This window comes from Pedococcus bigeumensis, assembly GCF_006438965.1.
Taxonomy (GTDB): Bacteria; Actinomycetota; Actinomycetes; order Actinomycetales; family Dermatophilaceae; genus Pedococcus; species Pedococcus bigeumensis_A.
The window spans coordinates 451,262-468,418 of the sequence record NZ_RCZM01000003.1; the positions used below are offsets into that span (position 1 = coordinate 451,262).

A 17,157-nucleotide genomic window follows, 5' to 3' on the forward strand; every position below is an offset into this window, starting at 1 on the left:
GGATCCGGACATGACCCTGGGTGAGCTTCTCGTCGACGCCTTCAACCGGATCCGCGAGGGCGCAGTGAACGCCGTGAGCGGCCTGTCGCCGGAGCAGCTGGCCGAACGACCCACGTCGCACGCCAACTCGATCGGCTGGCTGGTCTGGCACCTGACCCGGGTGCAGGACGACCACATCGCGGCGGTGGCTGACCGCGAGCAGGTCTGGACGAGCGATGGCTGGAACGAGCGGTTCGCGCTGCCGTTCGACGCCGAGGACACGGGATACGGCCACTCCAGCGAGCAGGTCGCCGAGGTCCGCGGCTTGGACGCGGAGCAGCTGGTCGGCTACCTCGAGGCCGTGCACGCCGCGACCGTGGAGTACGTCCGGCCGCTCACCCCCGACGACCTCGGTCAGGTCGTCGACGAGCGTTGGGACCCGCCGGTCACCCTCGGGGTGCGCCTGGTCAGCGTCGTCAACGACGACCAGCAGCACGTCGGCCAGGCCGCCTTCATCCGCGGCCTGCTCGACGCCTGACCAACTGCAGCGCCTGACCCCCTGACCAACCAGGTCGGGCGGCGCACTTGCTAGCGGTAGCGGCGGGCCAGCTCCACGGCACGGTGCGGGTAGTCCGCGCCGAACAGCACACCGTGCACCATCAGCGGATGCAGTTGGTGCAGCGCCACCCGCTGCGGCCACTGCGCATCGAGGCGGTGCTGGCCGAGGTAGCCGCCGATGACGAAGTCCCAATGAGGGCAACCGAACAGCGCCAGCATCGCCAGGTCGGTCTCCCGGTGGCCGCCGTGTGCGGCCGGGTCGATCAGCACTCCCCCGCGGGGCGTCCAGGCGATGTTGCCGGACCAGAGGTCGCCGTGGATGCGGGCCGGTGGTGCACCGTCGTCGAACTCCCCGTTGCGCAGCCGGTGGGCTATCCGCTCGAACAGGGCAATATCGGATCGGTGGTAGATACCACTATCGACCCCCATCGACAGCATCGGCAGCAGCCGCTGCTCGGCGTAGAACTCCCCCCAGGTCTCGCTGGCCCGCAGCGGAAGGGGCAACAGCTGGGTGGCCGGTCCGAGGAAGCCGTCACCATCCCAGCCCGCCGGCGGGCTGCCGTATGCCGGCGCGCCGGCATCGTGGGTCCGCGCCAGCGCGGCGCCGAACGCCTCGGCCATCGCCGGGTCCGGGTTGGCGAAGGACAGCTTCTCCAGGTCCAGGTAGTCGGTCGCGACGTCCAGCACGGTGACCACCTCAGCCCCACCAGGGGCGTCAGCCAGCCAAGCCAGTCCGGCCGCCTCCCAGCGGAAGTAGCCATCCGGCGCGGACCGGCTGCCCTTGCGGAAGACCGCGGAGGGCTGCTCGCTCACCGGAGGACCCCGGGCTGGGGCCGCGCGCCTGCCATCCCGACATCTAACCGCGAGACGGCGCCGAGCCGCCCACGCGGCATACCGGAAATTTGCCAAGCCCAGCCTCAGCACAGACCTGGCGTTCGCCCGTTGTATGCCGGGCGGCTGGCACGGTGCCTGCATGCAGCTCACGATCCGGGTCCGTCCGCGCCTGGCGGCTCTCGCCGTCCTCCTGCTCGTCGCCTTCATCGCGGTCACCGCCCGGACAGCGCTGGCGGCGACACCGCTCACGGTGGCGCAGGCGATCGCGACCCAGAACGGCACCAGCCAGACCGTGACGGGCTACGTCGTCGGCGAACCGGTAGCGACGACCACGGTGAACCGGTCGAACTTCACCGGTGACCTCGCGATCGCGCTCGCGGACTCGGCCAGTGAGACCGGTACGACGAAGATGCTCTACGTCCAGCTCACGACCGAGTGGCGTGCGGCCGGGGGGCTGAAGACGAACCCGTCCAGGCTCGCGACCAAGATCACCGTGACCGGCACGCTGACGGCCTACTTCTCGCACGCCGGCCAGAAGTCGCCGACGGCCATCACGAGCGGCACGCCCGACCCCGACCCGACGACGACCACGCCGCCGCCCACCTCGACGACGACCTCGCCCACCGACGCCTACTACGCCAACGCGCTGGGCAAGTCCGGTGCGGCGCTGCGCAGCTCGCTGCACTCGATCATCAAGACCCAGACCGTGCTGACCTACGACCAGGTCTGGGACGCGCTCAAGGACACCGACCAGGACCCGAACAACGCGAACAACGTCATCGAGATCTACTCGGGTCGGTCGATTGCCAAGTCCGACAACGGCGGCGGCGTGGACCAGTGGAACCGCGAGCACGTCTGGGCCAAGAGCCACGGCGACTTCGGCACGGCCAACGGACCGGGGACCGACGTGCACCACCTGCGTCCCGAGGACGTGACGGTGAACTCCGACCGCGGCAACCTCGACTTCGACAACGGGGGCGCCGCGGTCAACCAGTGCTCGGACTGCTGGCGGGACGGCGACTCGTTCGAGCCGCGCGACGCGGTCAAGGGTGACGTGGCCCGGATGATCCTCTACATGGCGATCCGCTACGAGGGCGACGACGGCTGGCCCAACCTCGAGCCCAACAACTCGGTCGCCAACGGCACCGCTCCCTACATCGGCAAGCTCACGGTCCTCAAGGCATGGAGCGCGGGCGACCCGCCGGACGCGTTCGAGAAGCGCCGCAACCAGGTCATCTATGACACCTGGCAGCACAACCGGAACCCGTTCGTCGACCACCCGGAGTGGATCTCCTCCATCTGGCCCTGAGGCCTTGCGCTGCAGGTACGGTGAGCGTGAACACACTCACCGCCTAGGAGCACCCATGGCCGAACTGGCCTCCGTCCCGGAGCTCGCTCCCGAACCACCGCAGAGCATCCCGGACGCCCCAGAGTCGTCGGTCACGTCGGTCTCCGCGCAGATCACTGAGCACGACGCGCGGGAGGCCGAGATGCTGCACGACAACGCCGGCGACCGCCCCCTCGCTGCAGCCCAGCGACTGATGGAAGAGCTCGCCGGCTCCCTCGAAGGACTCGATGACCTGGCCCCCTACCTCGACCGACTGGTCGCGGCGGTGAACGCCAACATCGACGGCTGCGACGCGGTGGGCGTGACCGTGGTCATGGACGACCGACCGCGCACCGCGGCCTACACCACGGCCGGGACGCTCGAGATCGACGCGGTGCAGTACTCCGTCGGTGACGGCCCTTGCCTGGACGCCTTCCGCAACGGGCGCGAGAACCTCGTCGACTTCGCAGGTGGCGAGGAGCGCTGGCCGGCCTTCATGGAGGGGTGCGACGTCGGCGACGTGCAGTCCCTGCTCGCGCTGCCACTGGAGTCGGGCGGCCGCCGGTTCGGCGCCCTCAACCTCTACGGCTACGCGCGGCACGCCTTCGACCACACCGACCTGGTGCTCGTGCGGATGGCTGCTGCCCGCGCGGCCGACGCCCTCGCTGCCGCGGTGCAGGTCGCCGGTGCCCGCGAGGTGGCCGCCCAGATGGAGCAGGCGATGGCCAGCCGTGCGGTCATCGAACAGGCCAAGGGAGTGCTGATGGGCCGCCACTCGATCAGCGAGATCGTGGCCTTCGAGCTGCTCCGAAGGCAGTCCCAGGAGCAGAACCTCAAGCTGCGGGTGTTGGCCGCCCAGCTGGTTGCGGAAGCGCGATCCTCGCGTTCCGAGGCGCTGTGAGCTAGTCTCTGCATTACCTGAAGCAACCGGGTCTGGCCACACGGTCACCCTCGGTTGCTTTTTTGTTTGACCGGGGACTGCGCATCCACGGGCGAAGTCTGCCCCAGGAGGTTCGAGATGAACGGTGCTTCCCGCATCTGCCGCAACGGTCTCACCGACTGCTGCACCCCCCGGACGTCGACCAGGCTCGGGGTGCGCTGTGGCCACGGGCCGAGTCGCCACACCGGCCTCGGTTCCCCGGGTGCCCTGGGTGCCCTCGGTGCCCTCGGACGAGCCGCCACCGGCTCCCCCGGGCACGCCCTGCCGTCGACGGCGGACCCGTCCACGTTGCTTGTCTACGTCATGGACATCTACGACCCCGCGTCGTGGGCCTACCTGCCGTCGGTGAGCGCGGTGCTCAGCGCCGCCTGCTCGCTCGTCGACGTGGAGGTCGTGCAGTCCGGACGGTATGCCGCGAGCTCGCCTGCCGCCTGCCTCATCGCCCTGCTCGCTGCGGGTGAGCTGCCCGTCTCGACCGTCCTGGGCGCGGTCCAGCACGAGTACTTCGTGGGTGGCCGGCCGCTGGACGCGCCGGGTGTCCTCGGGTCGATCTCGGCCAGGCTGGGCCTCGACGGACCCGCGATCGAGCTGTTCGCCGCCAGCGAACGCGCCCGTGAGCTGGCGTCGGAGGACTTCGAGCTCGCCCAGGACTTCGACCTGGGCGGCGGTCCCCTGCTGCTCGCCAGCAGTGGCGAGCAGATCTTCGAGTTCGACGGACCGGGCGCGACGAGCGACCGGCTCGTGGACCAGTTCAGGACGGTCCTCACGAGGCCATAGGGTCTGTCCATGGCCAGACCGCATGCCGCCGCAATCGTCGAGGACGCCTGGCACCGCCGGGTCGACTCGGTCCTGCGCAGCCGCGGCTGGCAGACCCGGATCGTGGCCCACACCGGCTACGGCTCGGAGGAGTTCGCGCGGGTGCTCGGCAGGGTGCTGCTGACCCGCCGCCCCGAGCCGGGCGAGCGTGCCGACGCCGGTGCCTCGACCGCCGAACTGCGGTCCGCCGAGGACGAGCGGCGCGGCTGGCGCGCGTTCCTCACGGCGCCGACGATGAACGTCCCTGTGACGATCACCGTGGGTGACAAGACGGTGCACACGCGGACTGATCGCAGCGGCTACATCGACACCAAGGTCAAGGGTCACAAGCTCGGTCCCGGCTGGCACGAGGCCCGGATCACCTCGGTCGACTCCGAGGACGTGGTCGCGGCAGTCATGATGGTGGGCGCCGACCAGACCTTCGGGCTGATCAGCGACATCGACGACACCGTCATCTCGACCTCGCTGCCCCGCCCGATGATCGCGGCCTGGAACACCTTCGTGAAGAGCGAGAACGCCCGCCACGTCGTGCCCGGCATGGCGACGATGTACCGCGAGCTGCTCGAGCAGCACCCGAACGCCCCCATGGTCTACGTCTCCACCGGCGCGTGGAACACCGCGCCCACCTTGACCCGCTTCCTGCGCCGGCACGGCTACCCGCCGGGTCCACTGCTGCTCACCGACTGGGGCCCGACCAACACCGGCTGGTTCCGGTCAGGGCAGGAGCACAAGCAGGCCTGCCTGCACCGGCTGGCCAACGAGTTCCCCAACATCCGCTGGGTCCTTGTCGGCGACGACGGCCAGCACGACCCCAAGATCTACGGTGACTTCTCCCAGCAGCGCCCCGACACCGTCGCGGCCATCGCCATCCGCGAGCTGACGCCGAGCGAGCAGGTGCTGTCGCACGGCATACCCGTGTCGTTGGAGGAGTTCGCTCCCGCACGCGGCCGCCACGAGAAGGACGTGCCCATATGCCGCGCGGGCGACGGCTACGGCCTGGTGCGCCTGCTGCGCGTGGCTCTGGGCGAGGAACAGCCCGCCTCCTGATTTCGCGACGGGTCAGCGAGCGGTGACGTCGAGGTGTGGCGAGTCCGCGCAGGGTGCCTTCTCGCGCGCGGACAGACCGAACGCGGTGAGCGCGGCACCTCCCGCGAGGAGTCCGGCGCAGATCACCATGGCGACCCGGTAGGCAGGCGCGAGGGCGTCCGCCGAGGCGTAGTCGGCGCCGCCCAGGCCCACCAGCGGGGGCAATGCGGCGACGGCGAGCAGCCCGGCCGTCCGAGCGACGGCGTTGTTGACGCCGCTGGCCGTGCCCGCGAGCTCATCGGGCGCGGCAGCGAGGACGGTGCCGGTCAGGGGAGCGACGGTCATCGACAGTCCGAGACCCACCAGCGAGATGCCGGGGAGGACGTGGACGACGAACGAAGGGTCGCGTGGAGCCATCGCGAGGAGGACGAAACCCGTTGCCGCGACAAGGGTCCCGCCGATCATGAAGGATCGCGCGGTCGACTTCGCGGCCAGCGTGCCGAACCGGCGGGCGAGCAGCAGCATGATGATGCTCAGGGGCAGTGTCGCGGCGCCGGCCTCGAGTGCCGACCAGGCCGCCACGGTCTGCAGGAAGAGCACGAGGAACAGCAGCGCGGCCGACAAACCTGCGTAGACGAGCAGCGTGACCAGGTTGATCGTCGTGAACACGCGGTTGGCGAAGAGCGATGGCGGGACCATCGGCGCCGTGGCGTGGACTTCGGCCCAGGCGAAGGCGGCCAGGGCGAGCACCCCGATCACACCGATCGCCACGGCGCGCAGGCTCACGCCGTCGGAAAGGGCGGTCAGCCCGTAGGTCAGGGCGGCCAGGCCGACGACCGCGAGTGCGATGCCGGTGAGGTCGATGTGCTTGCTGGCCAACGGGTTCCGTGACTCGGGGACGAACTTCAGGGCGAGCGCGACCACCACGACGGCGAGCGGCACGTTGAGCCAGAAGGCCCATCTCCAGTCGTGCTCGACGAGCCAACCGCCGACGACAGGACCGGACGCCGAGGCAACGCCCAGCAGGCCGGTCCACGCGCCGATCGCGGCCATCCGGTCGTCGTGGTGGAACGACGCCTGCAGGATCGCGAGGCTTCCCGGCACGAGGAGGGCGGCACACAGTCCCTGAACCGCTCGGGCGGCGATGAGCACCTCGACGGTGGGGGACAGGGCGCAGAGGGCCGAGGCCACGCCGAAGCCGGCCACGCCCACGGCATACATCGCGCGTCGGCCGAACCGGTCGCCCAGCGAGCCGCCGAGCAGGATCAAGGCGGCCAGGGTGAGGGCGTAGGCGTTGACCACCCACTGGAGCCCGGCGAGGTCGGCGTCGAGATCGCGGCCGATCGTCGGGAGGGCGACGTTGACGATCGTGCTGTCGAGCAGCGCGATCCCGCTGCCGAGAACCGTGGTGGCGAGCGCGAGTCGCCCGCTGTGCGATTTCAGCCGCAACAGCTCGTGGGGCGCGGCAGTCGTCGTCATGGCCCTATGGTCGCACCGCCGCGCAAGGGGACCTGGGTGCACGAGTTCGCCCGTGGCTGTGCACCGACTTCTGACAAACTTGGCGCAATGCCGGAGCTTCCCGAGGTCCAGGCGCTCGTCGACTTCCTCGCCGAGCGGACCGTCGGGCTGGCCGTGACCGGGGTCGAGCTCGGGTCGTTCTCGGTGCTCAAGACCTTCGACCCGCCGCCACAAGCGCTGACCGGTGCGCCCGTCGACGCCGTGTCGCGGCACGGCAAGTTCATCGACATCGACTGCGACGGCGTGCACCTGATCTTCCACCTCGCGCGCGCGGGCTGGCTGCGCTGGTCCGACGCGATGCCCAACACGGTGCTGCGTCCCGGCAAGTCGCCGATCGCGCTGCGGACCCGGTTCTCGGACGCGTCCGGCTTCGACCTCACCGAGGCGGGCACCAAGAAGCGCCTCGCGGCCTACCTCGTGCGTGACCCGCAGGAGGTCCCCGGCATCGCGAGCCTCGGACCGGACCCGATGGCCGACGAGTTCACCCGGGAGGCCTTCGGCGCGCTGCTCGCGGGGCGGCGCTCACAGATCAAGGGGCTGCTGCGCGACCAGGGCTTCATCGCCGGGATCGGGAACGCCTACTCCGACGAGATCCTGCACGTCGCCAAGATGTCGCCGTTCGCGATGGCTTCCAGTCTCGACGACGGGGCCACCGACCGGTTGTATGCCGCGTTGCGCGACACGTTGTCGGCTGCGGTCGCGACGGCGTCGGGCAAGCCGGCCAAGGAGCTCAAGGACGCCAAGCGCGCCGGGATGCGGGTGCACGGCCGCACCGGCGAGCTCTGTCCGGTCTGTGGCGACGTGGTGCGCGAGGTGTCGTTCGCCGACTCGTCGCTGCAGTACTGCGCGACCTGCCAGACCGGGGGCAAGCCGTTGGCCGACCGACGGATGTCCCGCCTGCTCAAGTAGCGGGCAGCAGCACTGTGGCCGCGTCGAGGAACGACTCGGCAGTCTCGTCGTCGTTGAACCACCGCAGGTACAGCCCGGTGGTCACCCGCTCGACGAACGCCCACTGCCGCACCCGGTCCGGGTTGGTGTCGGTGAGCTCCGCCGCGTGCCGGCACAGGTCCTCGTGGCCCTCGCGGGCCGACGTGTGGTTACGGCTGGCCAGGATCTCCCGGCTGAAGTCGCGCACCGTGACGCCGACGTCGTACTCGGGTTCGCAGCGGAAACCGTCCGGGTCGACCAGCTTGTAGCGCGGGATCCCCGCCGCCTGCAACGCATTGCCTGGGTGGGGGTCGCCATGGCAGAGCACGTCGCGGGACGGGTCGCGGCTCGCGGAGAGGTGACGGGCGAGCTCGTGAGCGCGGTCGAGCGCGGCGCCCCACCGCGCCTCGTCGTCGTCCTGACGGAACCGTCGCACGATCCCGGCCAGCTGCGCCGCCTGGTCCTCGCCGACTGCCACCTCCGGCGCCAACGAGAGGGGCAGCTCCCAGGCGAGCCGCAGGGTGGCCGCAAGGTGGTCGACCTGGTGCGCCGCAGCCATCCTCGTGGAGGCGAGGCTGGGGCCGAGCCGCTCGAGCAGCACGGCGCCGCGGCCGGCGTCGGAGGCCAGCACCGCGGCATACCCCCGTCCGTGGGCCGCCTCGAGGGTGGCGACCTGCGCCGTGAAGACGGGACCCGCTCGGTCGATCTTGAGGACAGCCGGTGAGCCGTCGGCGTCGACGGCCACGACCGGGACCCCCAGACCCTCGCCGTACACCTCGCCGAGGGTGAGCGACCACCGGTCCACGAGGTCGGTGAGCAGCTCCGGCAGGCCGTCGAGGACAGGTGCGAGCGCAGGGTGGTCACCCACCTGCGCGCGGGCGGTGGCCACCACCCGCGCGATCGCAGCGTCGCCGGTCGTCATGGCGACACTGTGCCTGCTCGGCGAGACGATGCCCACCGGATTTCCGCGCGGTCGGGCGAGGGGTGGGTCCCCTCAGGCGTGCGGGGGCGGGGCGTGGGACACGTTGACCGTGGGGATGCCGTCACCGGATCGTGCGATCACGGCCAGGGACGGTTCCCGCCCGGGGTTCGACTCCCGGTGCACGGTGAACGCCGGGACCCGGACGTAGTCACCCGCGACGGCGTCGACCCAGCCCTCGACACCTTCGCACTCGAGCCGGAGCACCCCGCTGAGGACGTAGAGCATGGAGACGTTCGAGTCGTGGTGGTGCCAGCCGGAGACTGCGGCGGGCTCGGTCACCACCTGGCCGGCCCACAGCCCGGGAGCCTCGAACGCGCGCAGTCGCACCATCCCCGAGGTCGGGTCGGACTCCAGCAGCTCGGCCTCACGGACGACGCGTACGGGCTCGGGGTGCTCCATCGGGCCACGGTATCCCCGGAGACGGGCAGAAACTCTCGTGGAGTTGATGTCGAAGAACTGGTTCGCTGTTCGACGTATGCGTGACAGAGCAGTGACACCCACATCGGAAGGACCAGTGACATGCCGCGCTTCATGGGATTCGTCAGGATGGAAGAAGGCATCGCCGCGCCGCCGCAGGCGCTGATGGATGCGATGGACACGTACATCGGCGAGCAGGCAGGGAAGGGGGTCTTCCTCGACGGTGGCGGCCTGTACGGCACCGAGGACGCCGTGAACTTCGTCGTCCGCGCGGGCGAGACCTCCCGCGTCGACGGCCCGTACGCCGAGTCCAAGGAGGTCGTCGGGGGCTGGTCGATCCTGCAGTACGACACCCTCGAGGAGGCCGTCGCCGGCCAAGAGGAGTTCGCCGAGCTGCACGCGAAGTACTGGCCCGAGTGCCACATGGTGGCCACCCTGCGCCAGATCTCCGACGCGCCCCCGGAGGCGGCTGACGCCTGAGCGAACGCGACCTGGCCGGATGTCGCGATGTTCGCGGCATCCGGCCTCGTAGTCTCGGGGCGTGCCAGTCGAGACGGCGACGACCGAGGCGATCACCACCGCGTGGCGGGCGGAGTCGGCGCGACTCGTCGGCGCCCTGACCCGGATGACGCGTGACGTCGAGCTCGCCGAGGACCTCGCGCAGGACGCCCTCGTGGCCGCGCTCGAGCAGTGGCCGGCGACCGGCGTGCCGACCAACCCGGCGGCCTGGCTGATGACCACAGCCAAGCGCCGCGGCGTCGACCACTTCCGCCGAGCCGAGAACCTGCGCCGCAAGACCGAGGAGCTCGGCCACGCCCGTGGAGAGGAGGAGCAGGTGCCCGACCTCGACGCCCAGGTCGACCACATCGAGGACGACGTCCTGCGCCTGATCTTCCTGTCCTGCCACCCCTCCCTCACCCCGGAGTCGCGGGCCGCCCTGACGCTGCGACTCGTGGGTGGCCTCACCACCGGGGAGATCGCCCGCGGTTTCCTGGTCGCCGAGACGACCATGGGCCAACGGATCTCGCGAGCCAAGAAGACCCTCGCCGAGGCGCGCGCGGAGTTCGACCTGCCAACCGAAGCAGAGCGGGTCGAGCGCCTCGACGACGTGATGGCCGTGATCTACCTGATCTTCAACGAAGGGTATGCCGCCGCCGCCGGTGAGCACTGGATGCGCCCCGCCCTGGCGGACGAGGGCATCCGGCTGGCCCGGATGCTCGTCGCGCTCGCTCCCACCGAGCCCGAGACCCTGGGACTGCAGTCGCTGCTGGAGGTCCAGGGCTCCCGTGCCGCAGCACGCGTGGACGAGGAGGGCGTGCCGGTGCTGCTGGAGGCGCAGGACCGGACCCGGTGGGACCAGGAGCTGATCCGACGAGGGCTGGCCGCGCTGGCCGGGGCCCGGGCGCTCGCGGCGCGGGGGAAGCCGGTCGGCAAGTACTTCCTCCAGGCCTCGATCGCGGCCCAGCACGCCCGCGCCCGTCGCGCCGCGGACACCGACTGGCGCCAGATCGCGAGGCTGTACGACGTGCTGGCCACGGCAGCGCCGGGTCCGGTCGTCGAGGTCAACCGAGCGGTCGCCCACGGCCGGGCATTCGGCCCGGACGCGGGGCTGGCAGTGCTCAGGGCGGTCGAAGACACCCAGCTCGGTGACTCCCCCCTCGTGCCCAGTGTGAGCGGTGACCTGCTGGAGCTGGCTGGGCGTCACTCTGAGGCGGCTGCGGCGTTCAGCGACGCGGCTGCGCGCTCGCGGAACGAGGCGGAGCGCACGGTGCTCCAGCGCCGCGCCGAGGAAAACCTTGCCCGAATGTCGGAGTCCGGCTGATCCGTTCGACGCACGGACACAGCCCCGACCGAGGAGAGATCTACCTGCTGCTGCTCGGGGTCGGCCCCGGGCTGTCGTCGGTGGCCTGCAACGACATCGGCACCGACCTCCCCGAGCGCGAGGTCACCACCGCCACCATCCACCACGCTCACGCCGAGGATGTCGCCGACCTGCACCAGGTCTGCCTCGAGAACCCGGACAAGGCGTCGGCGAGCGTCAACAGCGTCTGGAAGTCGCTCATCGACGCCATTCGGGGCTGTCCCTAGCCGTCGAGGTGCAGGACGAAGTCGTCGAAGACGTGGCGGCCGGGTCGGTCGCCTACCTCCGCGACCGCCCACTGGACGTTGCGCAGCTGCTCGACCGTCATCTCCAGCGGTGGTTCGTCAGGCTGGTAGGTCGTGCGGATCGGGTAGTCCACGCCCGACGTGGTGCTCATCTCGATGTGGCAGCCGAGCACGTGGCTCACCTTGTGGGTGTCCGCGAACGCGACGAGCCGGTCGATGGTCAGCCCGAACGCCGCCCGGTCCTCGACGTAGAGCCGCCCCGGGTAGACCGTGTCCCCGGTCAGGAGGAACCCGGTGCGCGGGTCGAAGTACGTCACTGCTGCCGCGTCGTGTCCCGGGCTCGCGATGCAGTCCACCACTCGGCCGCCGAGGTCGAGCTGGGCCGGGCGGTCCAGGTCGGGTGCCAGGCCGAGGTAGGCGTGCACGGGCTCGCGATCGGCTCCGACCACCGTGGTGTCGGGGCGGTCGGCGAACTGCCCGTCACCCGCGACGTGGTCGCCGTGCGAGTGCGTGTGCAGGACAACCAGCTCGTACCCGGCGTACGGATGGGCGTGCAGCCACTGGTCCACGAGGGCGTCGACGGTGCTGCGGAGCGGGAACAGCTCGGCGTCCGCGGTGGCCCCCGTGTCCAGCAGCACGGCGCGCTCGGCGCCGAACAGCAGGAACAGGAATGGTGCCTCGTAGTTGACCGCCTTGTTCTGGCGCAGGATCACCGTGGCGTCGTCGTGGAAGTGGACCTGCAGGTCGGGGTCGGTGTTGTGCTTGGCCGACTCCGATCCGTGGATCCAGCGGACCTGCAACGGATCTGGGTGGCTCACAGCGCCCGCGCGCTCACGAGTAGGTGGGACGGTCCGGGTGCTCGGGGTCCCCGGTCGCGGGCGCCTGCGGCAGGTGGTTCGCCGCGGTGGCGTCCTCCTCGCCGTAGAGCAGCTGGTCCTGGTCGGTGATGATCGACAGAGGAGCCCCGCTGGCCTCGGTGAGCTGCTCGCCGAGGCGGTCGTAGGACGTGGGCGGCAGCTGGACACCACCGGCTTCGAGCGCGGACTGGAGGCGCTCGGCGAGGTCGGACCGCGACGAGCCGTCGTTGGCCGACTCGCCCAGGGCGACGACGGTGCGGACGTAGTGGTCGAGCTGTTCGGGGCTCAGCGACTCCACGAACGGCGTGCTCAGCGTGATCGTGAGACCGCGGTCCGGGGTGTGGCCGACAGGCACCTGTTCAGTCATGCCATCGACCCTAACCGCGGCCGCCCCGACATGCCTCGGCGAGACGTTGCCCACCGGATTTCCGCGCGGTCGGCCGAGGGGTGTTTCATGGGGACATGAGCATCCCCCAGGTCCCCGTCTCCGACGTCCACGACCATGCCGTTCTCCTGGACGTGCGGGAGCAGGACGAGTGGGACGCCGGCCACGCGCCGGGCGCCGTGCACATCCCGCTGGGTGAGCTGCCGTCCCGACTCGACGAGCTGCCCGACACCGACGCCGGCACCCTTGCCGTGGTCTGTCGTGGTGGCGGCCGGTCCTCTCGCGCGGTGGCCTGGCTGTCGCAGCAGGGGTTCGACGTCGCCAACCTCGACGGTGGCATGAAGGCGTGGCAGGGCGCGGGCAAGCAGCTCGTCGCCGACTCGGGCTCAGCCACGGTCAAGTAGGTCGCGGCCATGGCGTGGTTCGGTCGGCGCCACGACGACGCCGACGCGGAGGTCTCCGAACCGCAGGTCCCGGAGCGCACGCTGCCGGACGCCGGCGACACGCTCGACCCGGGCGCCTCACTGCGCCCGTTGGTCGACCCGCTCGGCGACGAGGAGCGCGCTCGCATCGAGACGGCCCTCGAGTCCTTGGCCGCCGAGGGTGTCGACGTCGACGACCTCGACTCGCTCAGTGCCGGCCTCGACCGGGCGTATGCCGCGTGGTCGGCTGCGCCCGAGGAGGACCGTCCCGACCACGCCGCCATCGTCGAGCGCTATGCCATCGGGATCGGCGCGCACATCGACCGGCACACCGACCTCGACTGGCAGGTCGTCACCGATGTCTTCGGCACCGACCTGTCACTGACCGAGGGTTTCAAGGGCTCGTTCGTCGTGGTTCCGCACAACCTCGTCGCCGGTCGCTGGATGCGCGGAGAGATGGGCTGGATCCCGGCTGTCGTCGGCCACATCGTCCGGCGCCGCACTCGCCGCTGACACCAGCGACACGATCGGGGCGTATCGCCAAATCTCAGGGAAACCCTAGAAACGCCCATACCCTGCGATCGTGGACCCGATACGCAACCCGTACGCCCCCGGGGCCGGCCAGCGGCCGCCCGAGCTCGCCGGTCGTGACGAGCAGCTGCACGCCTTCGACGTGGTGCTCGAGCGCATTGCGCGCGGCCGACCCGAGCGCTCCATCGTGCTGACCGGCCTGCGGGGAGTCGGCAAGACGGTGCTGCTGAACGCACTGCGCTCGGCGGCCGTCCGTGCCCACTGGGGCACCGGCAAGCTCGAGGCCCGCCCCGACCAGGGGCTGCGTCGTCCGCTGTCCGCTGCGCTGCACGTGGCGGTGCGCGAGCTCGGTCACCCCGCCGGTGACCAGGTGGACCACGTCCTCGGCGTCATCAAGGCCTTCGCGCAACGCGACTCGGCGCCCGGCGCCAAGCTGCGCGACAAGTGGAACCCGGGCATCGACGCCCCTGCTGCCATCGGCCGTGCCGACTCCGGCGACATCGAGATCGACCTGGTCGAGCTGCTCACCGACGTGGGCGGCCTCGCGGCAGACGTGGGTCGGGGCGTCGCGATCTTCATCGACGAGATGCAGGACCTGTCGGCCGACGACGTCTCGGCGATCTGCGCGGCCTGCCACGAGATCTCCCAGTCGGGGCTGCCCGTGATCGTCGTAGGCGCCGGCCTCCCACATCTCCCAGCTGTCCTGTCCGCGTCGAAGTCATACTCCGAGAGGCTCTTTCGCTACCAACGCATCGACCGGCTCGACCGCGCTGCGGCTGACCTCGCCCTCGTGGCGCCGGCCGGCGACGAGGACGCGGCGTTCGAGCCCGAGGCCCTCGAAGCCCTGTATGCCGCGACGGCCGGCTACCCGTACTTCGTCCAGGCCTACGGCAAGGTCGCGTGGGACGTCGCACCGCGCTCGCCCATCACGGCCCAGGACGTCGCGGTGTCTGCTCCCGAGGCAGAGGCCGAGCTGGCAGTGGGCTTCTTCGGGTCCCGCTTCGAGCGGGCCACGCCTGCTGAGCGCGAGTACCTGCGGGCGATGGCCGACGCCGCTCAGGGCCTCGCCGAAGCCGGTGAAGAGGTCGACGAGACCGAGTCGGTGCCGACCGCCTCGGTGGCCCAGGTCCTCGACCGCAAGCCTCAGTCCCTGTCTCCTGCAAGGGATGCGCTCCTGAAGAAGGGGCTGATCTACTCAGGCGAGCGCGGTCGGATCGCGTTCACCGTCCCCCACTTCGGCCGATATTTGCGCACCCAGGGCTGACCCCCGGCAGGCACTGCCGTGCCCGGGCAGGGGCTCCCTGTTCGAAGCCTGATGTAACGCCTCGGCGTGGTGGGGCCAAGATGAGACATGAACCCGCCCCCAGGCCCGGATCTCGAGTGCATCGCGACGGACCCCGACGCGTTCGAGGCGTTCTACCGCGAGCACCTCGCCAGGGTGAAGGCCTTCGTGGCTCGACGTGTCGCTGACCCCAACCTGGCTGCAGATCTGACCGCCGAGGTGTTCTTGGCCGCGATCGACTCCGCGTCCTCCTACCGGCCGGACCGTGGCCCGCCGGCGGCCTGGCTGTTCGGAGTCGCGCGGCATGTCGTGGCCCAGGAGTTCCGCCGCCAGACGCGCGAACGTGGCGCCGTGGGCCGCCTCGGTGGCCGACGTCTGCTCGACAGCGACTCCTTCGCGCGGATCGAGGAGCAGATCGACGCCGAGCGCGACGCACGCGCCCTCTACTCCGCCCTGGCGGCTCTGCCACGACGCGAACGAGACCTGATGGAGCTCGTCGCACTGGACGGGCTGACCGTCCCCGAGGCCGCCGCCGTCCTGGGAGTGAAGCCAGGCACAGCACGGGTCCGGCTGCACCGAGGCCGGGCCCGGATCAAGCAGCACGTCAGGCCAATCGTCCAGGAGGTCATGCCATGAGTCTCGACAGCTTCGAGCAGTCCCTGCTCATCGAACTGCGCCAGCACGTCAGCGCTCGCACCGGCTCGGCGCCCCCCACCGCGCGGCGCCGTGGCTACCTCGCCGTGGGCGTCACGGCGAGCCTGGCCGCCGCGGCCACCGTCCTCGCGCTCGCCCTGGGCACCGGCCCCGGCCGCCCGAGCGCGGCATACGCCGTCGAAACGGCCGCCAACGGCAGCGTCGTGGTCACGATCCACGACCTCTCCGACGTCGACGGGCTCGAACGCGCCCTCGCGGCAAAGGGCGTCCACGCCCACGTGGCTTACCTCCCGGGCGTCGCCCAGTCCACCGGTCAGTCGCCGGCCACGGGCGGCTCCACGGATCCGACGACCTGCTCGATCCGGCTGGCCAAGGTCGACGGCGGACTCCGGTTCACCCTCGGCCGCGCCCAGGTCACCGGCGGTGCAGTGCTGGACATCATCGTCAGCGGCTCCAGCGGGAGCGACGTGCACTCGCCCGTCGCGGTCACCTGGTCCGGCGGCGGCTGTTGACACCCGGCGGTCCGCGCACCCCCGTGCGTCCCCGCGCGCAGCGATGTCGGTGTCGGCTCGGTAGCGTGCCTGGCATGCCCATCAAACTCGAGAACGTTGCCATCGCCGTCCGCGACCTCGAAGCGACCATCGCGTTCTTCACCGACCTCGGCCTGAGCGTCATGGGACGCGACACGGTCAGTGGCGAGTGGACCGACACGGCAGTGGGCCTCGACGGCAACCACGCCAAGATCGCCATGCTCCAGACGCCGGACGGCAACGGTCGCCTCGAGCTCTTCGAGTACATCCACCCCGACGCGATCGAGACCGAGCCGACCCTGCCGAACGAGATCGGCATGCATCGGGTGGCCTTCTCGGTCGACGACCTCGACGCGGCGCTGGAGATCGCCGCGCGCCACGGCTGTACACCATTGCGCGGCGTCGGCACCTACGAGGACATCTATCGGCTCACCTACCTCCGCGGGCCGAGCGGCATCATCGTGATGCTCGCCGAGGAGCTGCAGAAGGGCTGAGCGCGGACGCGGCCAGACTCAGTGACTCAGTGACCGGTGCGTCGGTCGACGGCGACCCAGTTGGTCTCCCAGGTTGCACCACCGTCGTCCGAGAACGCCTGGGTGAACCTCGCCCGGTCGCGCCCTTGCCGCTCGATGACGAAGCGCACCTTGATCGGGCGACCGGCCAGCTGGTCGTCGCCGTAGAACTCGCCGACCCCGTCGTGGAAGGTGCCGTAGACCGACGGCGTCAGCATCCCGTCACGCAGGCTGGCGAACGTCGAGCTCCACCGCTGGGCACCCGGTTCGTAGAGCCGCAGGTTGAGACCGTTGATCTGCCCCGCGGGTCCCGAGACCCGCAGCTCGACGACGTTCGCCCGGCCGTCCATGAGGGGGCGAACGACACTGGTGCCGTTGAACTCCAGCCACTCGTCCTCGGTGTCCGAGAGCGGGTCTGCGAGCACCTGCACACTGGTGCGCCAGGTCCCGAGCTCCCAGTCGAAGTCGTCCTGGCCGCCGTCCGGGTCGGGTTGGTGTCGGTGTGCGATGCTCGAGTCAGTGGTCATGGTCTGACTCTCCGGACGGAGCAGGTG

22 protein-coding genes are annotated in these 17,157 nt (G+C 70.6%); 15 read left to right on the plus strand and 7 right to left on the minus strand.

Annotated elements, in window-relative coordinates:
• Window positions 1-10 precede the first annotated feature (10 nt).
• Entirely contained in the window at window positions 11-517 is a 507-nt protein-coding gene (locus tag EAH86_RS10545) for a mycothiol transferase (protein WP_140740230.1), read from the plus strand.
• 50 nt (window positions 518-567) lie between these two features.
• Here EAH86_RS10545 and EAH86_RS10550 read toward each other — a convergent pair whose 3' ends face one another.
• Window positions 568-1,350: a fructosamine kinase family protein gene (locus tag EAH86_RS10550; protein WP_241668313.1), complete on the minus strand. Its 783-nt coding sequence runs from the start codon at window positions 1,348-1,350 to the stop codon at window positions 568-570.
• Window positions 1,351-1,510: 160 nt separating this feature from the next.
• Here EAH86_RS10550 and EAH86_RS10555 point away from each other — a divergent pair, with 160 nt between their 5' ends.
• The 4 genes from EAH86_RS10555 to EAH86_RS10575 all read left to right on the plus strand — a co-directional run bounded on the left by EAH86_RS10555 (window position 1,511) and on the right by EAH86_RS10575 (window position 5,501).
• Window positions 1,511-2,680 (plus strand): endonuclease, encoded by a 1,170-nt coding sequence (locus EAH86_RS10555; RefSeq protein WP_140740236.1) that lies wholly within the window; start codon window positions 1,511-1,513, stop codon window positions 2,678-2,680.
• A gap of 55 nt (window positions 2,681-2,735) precedes the next feature.
• Window positions 2,736-3,599 carry a GAF and ANTAR domain-containing protein gene (locus tag EAH86_RS10560; RefSeq protein ID WP_161988627.1) on the plus strand — a complete coding sequence of 288 codons (864 nt, stop codon included), beginning with the start codon at window positions 2,736-2,738 and terminating at the stop codon, window positions 3,597-3,599.
• Window positions 3,600-3,716: 117 nt separating this feature from the next.
• Complete coding sequence (locus EAH86_RS10570; protein ID WP_161988628.1) at window positions 3,717-4,415, plus strand: hypothetical protein; 699 nt, start codon at window positions 3,717-3,719, stop codon at window positions 4,413-4,415.
• 9 nt (window positions 4,416-4,424) lie between these two features.
• A complete protein-coding gene (locus EAH86_RS10575; protein ID WP_140740247.1) occupies window positions 4,425-5,501 on the plus strand; it encodes an App1 family protein in 1,077 nt (358 codons plus the stop codon).
• A 12-nt stretch (window positions 5,502-5,513) separates the two neighbouring features.
• Here EAH86_RS10575 and EAH86_RS10580 read toward each other — a convergent pair whose 3' ends face one another.
• On the minus strand, window positions 5,514-6,959 hold the full coding sequence (locus EAH86_RS10580) for an MFS transporter (protein ID WP_140740250.1): 1,446 nt from the start codon (window positions 6,957-6,959) through the stop codon (window positions 5,514-5,516).
• An 87-nt stretch (window positions 6,960-7,046) separates the two neighbouring features.
• On the opposite strand from EAH86_RS10580, the gene EAH86_RS10585 reads away from it, so the two are divergent.
• Window positions 7,047-7,907, plus strand: a complete 861-nt coding sequence (locus EAH86_RS10585) for an Fpg/Nei family DNA glycosylase (protein WP_140740253.1) — start codon at window positions 7,047-7,049, stop codon at window positions 7,905-7,907.
• Here the strand turns inward: EAH86_RS10585 and EAH86_RS10590 are convergent.
• Complete coding sequence (locus tag EAH86_RS10590) at window positions 7,900-8,847, minus strand: aminoglycoside phosphotransferase family protein (RefSeq protein WP_140740256.1); 948 nt, start codon at window positions 8,845-8,847, stop codon at window positions 7,900-7,902. The two genes, EAH86_RS10585 and EAH86_RS10590, sit on opposite strands and share 8 nt — an antisense overlap.
• 72 nt (window positions 8,848-8,919) lie before the next feature.
• Entirely contained in the window at window positions 8,920-9,306 is a 387-nt protein-coding gene (locus EAH86_RS10595; protein ID WP_140740259.1) for a cupin domain-containing protein, read from the minus strand.
• 120 nt (window positions 9,307-9,426) lie between these two features.
• Here EAH86_RS10595 and EAH86_RS10600 point away from each other — a divergent pair, with 120 nt between their 5' ends.
• The 3 genes from EAH86_RS10600 (at window position 9,427) to EAH86_RS10610 (ending at window position 11,412) form a co-directional block, all read left to right on the plus strand.
• Window positions 9,427-9,804: a YciI family protein gene (locus EAH86_RS10600; RefSeq protein WP_140740262.1), complete on the plus strand. Its 378-nt coding sequence runs from the start codon at window positions 9,427-9,429 to the stop codon at window positions 9,802-9,804.
• Between the two features lie 61 nt (window positions 9,805-9,865).
• A complete protein-coding gene (locus EAH86_RS10605; protein ID WP_140740265.1) occupies window positions 9,866-11,146 on the plus strand; it encodes an RNA polymerase sigma factor in 1,281 nt (426 codons plus the stop codon).
• A gap of 80 nt (window positions 11,147-11,226) precedes the next feature.
• Window positions 11,227-11,412: a hypothetical protein gene (locus EAH86_RS10610; protein WP_140740268.1), complete on the plus strand. Its 186-nt coding sequence runs from the start codon at window positions 11,227-11,229 to the stop codon at window positions 11,410-11,412.
• On the opposite strand, the gene EAH86_RS10615 is transcribed toward EAH86_RS10610, so the two are convergent.
• Complete coding sequence (locus EAH86_RS10615; protein WP_140740270.1) at window positions 11,409-12,248, minus strand: MBL fold metallo-hydrolase; 840 nt, start codon at window positions 12,246-12,248, stop codon at window positions 11,409-11,411. The genes EAH86_RS10610 and EAH86_RS10615 overlap by 4 nt on opposite strands.
• A gap of 13 nt (window positions 12,249-12,261) precedes the next feature.
• Window positions 12,262-12,654, minus strand: coding sequence for a hypothetical protein (locus EAH86_RS10620; RefSeq protein WP_140740273.1), 393 nt, complete (start codon window positions 12,652-12,654; stop codon window positions 12,262-12,264).
• Between the two features lie 95 nt (window positions 12,655-12,749).
• Here EAH86_RS10620 and EAH86_RS10625 point away from each other — a divergent pair, with 95 nt between their 5' ends.
• The 6 genes from EAH86_RS10625 (at window position 12,750) to EAH86_RS10650 (ending at window position 16,585) form a co-directional block, all read left to right on the plus strand.
• Window positions 12,750-13,076: a rhodanese-like domain-containing protein gene (locus tag EAH86_RS10625; RefSeq protein ID WP_140740275.1), complete on the plus strand. Its 327-nt coding sequence runs from the start codon at window positions 12,750-12,752 to the stop codon at window positions 13,074-13,076.
• A gap of 9 nt (window positions 13,077-13,085) precedes the next feature.
• On the plus strand, window positions 13,086-13,607 hold the full coding sequence (locus tag EAH86_RS10630; RefSeq protein ID WP_140740278.1) for a hypothetical protein: 522 nt from the start codon (window positions 13,086-13,088) through the stop codon (window positions 13,605-13,607).
• 70 nt (window positions 13,608-13,677) lie between these two features.
• A complete protein-coding gene (locus tag EAH86_RS10635) occupies window positions 13,678-14,889 on the plus strand; it encodes an ATP-binding protein (RefSeq protein WP_140740281.1) in 1,212 nt (403 codons plus the stop codon).
• 87 nt (window positions 14,890-14,976) lie between these two features.
• Window positions 14,977-15,543, plus strand: a complete 567-nt coding sequence (locus EAH86_RS10640) for an RNA polymerase sigma factor (RefSeq protein WP_140740284.1) — start codon at window positions 14,977-14,979, stop codon at window positions 15,541-15,543.
• Window positions 15,540-16,073: a hypothetical protein gene (locus EAH86_RS10645; protein ID WP_140740287.1), complete on the plus strand. Its 534-nt coding sequence runs from the start codon at window positions 15,540-15,542 to the stop codon at window positions 16,071-16,073. Before EAH86_RS10640 ends, EAH86_RS10645 begins: the two co-directional genes overlap by 4 nt.
• Before the next feature lie 74 nt (window positions 16,074-16,147).
• Window positions 16,148-16,585 (plus strand): VOC family protein, encoded by a 438-nt coding sequence (locus EAH86_RS10650; RefSeq protein WP_140740290.1) that lies wholly within the window; start codon window positions 16,148-16,150, stop codon window positions 16,583-16,585.
• A gap of 26 nt (window positions 16,586-16,611) precedes the next feature.
• On the opposite strand, the gene EAH86_RS10655 is transcribed toward EAH86_RS10650, so the two are convergent.
• Complete coding sequence (locus EAH86_RS10655) at window positions 16,612-17,130, minus strand: hypothetical protein (RefSeq protein WP_206665796.1); 519 nt, start codon at window positions 17,128-17,130, stop codon at window positions 16,612-16,614.
• Window positions 17,131-17,157 lie beyond the last annotated feature (27 nt).

What these genes read in the sequence shown, in the direction of transcription:
- EAH86_RS10545 (WP_140740230.1), top strand. Translation starts at nt 11, where the DNA reads ATGACCCTGGGTGAGCTTCTCGTCGACGCCTTCAACCGGATCCGCGAG.
- EAH86_RS10555 (WP_140740236.1), top strand. Translation starts at nt 1,511, where the DNA reads ATGCAGCTCACGATCCGGGTCCGTCCGCGCCTGGCGGCTCTCGCCGTC.
- EAH86_RS10560 (WP_161988627.1), top strand. Translation starts at nt 2,736, where the DNA reads ATGGCCGAACTGGCCTCCGTCCCGGAGCTCGCTCCCGAACCACCGCAG.
- EAH86_RS10570 (WP_161988628.1), top strand. Translation starts at nt 3,717, where the DNA reads ATGAACGGTGCTTCCCGCATCTGCCGCAACGGTCTCACCGACTGCTGC.
- EAH86_RS10575 (WP_140740247.1), top strand. Translation starts at nt 4,425, where the DNA reads ATGGCCAGACCGCATGCCGCCGCAATCGTCGAGGACGCCTGGCACCGC.
- EAH86_RS10580 (WP_140740250.1), bottom strand. Translation starts at nt 6,959, where the DNA reads ATGACGACGACTGCCGCGCCCCACGAGCTGTTGCGGCTGAAATCGCAC.
- EAH86_RS10585 (WP_140740253.1), top strand. Translation starts at nt 7,047, where the DNA reads ATGCCGGAGCTTCCCGAGGTCCAGGCGCTCGTCGACTTCCTCGCCGAG.
- EAH86_RS10590 (WP_140740256.1), bottom strand. Translation starts at nt 8,847, where the DNA reads ATGACGACCGGCGACGCTGCGATCGCGCGGGTGGTGGCCACCGCCCGC.
- EAH86_RS10595 (WP_140740259.1), bottom strand. Translation starts at nt 9,306, where the DNA reads ATGGAGCACCCCGAGCCCGTACGCGTCGTCCGTGAGGCCGAGCTGCTG.
- EAH86_RS10600 (WP_140740262.1), top strand. Translation starts at nt 9,427, where the DNA reads ATGCCGCGCTTCATGGGATTCGTCAGGATGGAAGAAGGCATCGCCGCG.
- EAH86_RS10620 (WP_140740273.1), bottom strand. Translation starts at nt 12,654, where the DNA reads ATGACTGAACAGGTGCCTGTCGGCCACACCCCGGACCGCGGTCTCACG.
- EAH86_RS10625 (WP_140740275.1), top strand. Translation starts at nt 12,750, where the DNA reads ATGAGCATCCCCCAGGTCCCCGTCTCCGACGTCCACGACCATGCCGTT.
- EAH86_RS10630 (WP_140740278.1), top strand. Translation starts at nt 13,086, where the DNA reads ATGGCGTGGTTCGGTCGGCGCCACGACGACGCCGACGCGGAGGTCTCC.
- EAH86_RS10640 (WP_140740284.1), top strand. Translation starts at nt 14,977, where the DNA reads ATGAACCCGCCCCCAGGCCCGGATCTCGAGTGCATCGCGACGGACCCC.
- EAH86_RS10645 (WP_140740287.1), top strand. Translation starts at nt 15,540, where the DNA reads ATGAGTCTCGACAGCTTCGAGCAGTCCCTGCTCATCGAACTGCGCCAG.
- EAH86_RS10650 (WP_140740290.1), top strand. Translation starts at nt 16,148, where the DNA reads ATGCCCATCAAACTCGAGAACGTTGCCATCGCCGTCCGCGACCTCGAA.
- EAH86_RS10655 (WP_206665796.1), bottom strand. Translation starts at nt 17,130, where the DNA reads ATGACCACTGACTCGAGCATCGCACACCGACACCAACCCGACCCGGAC.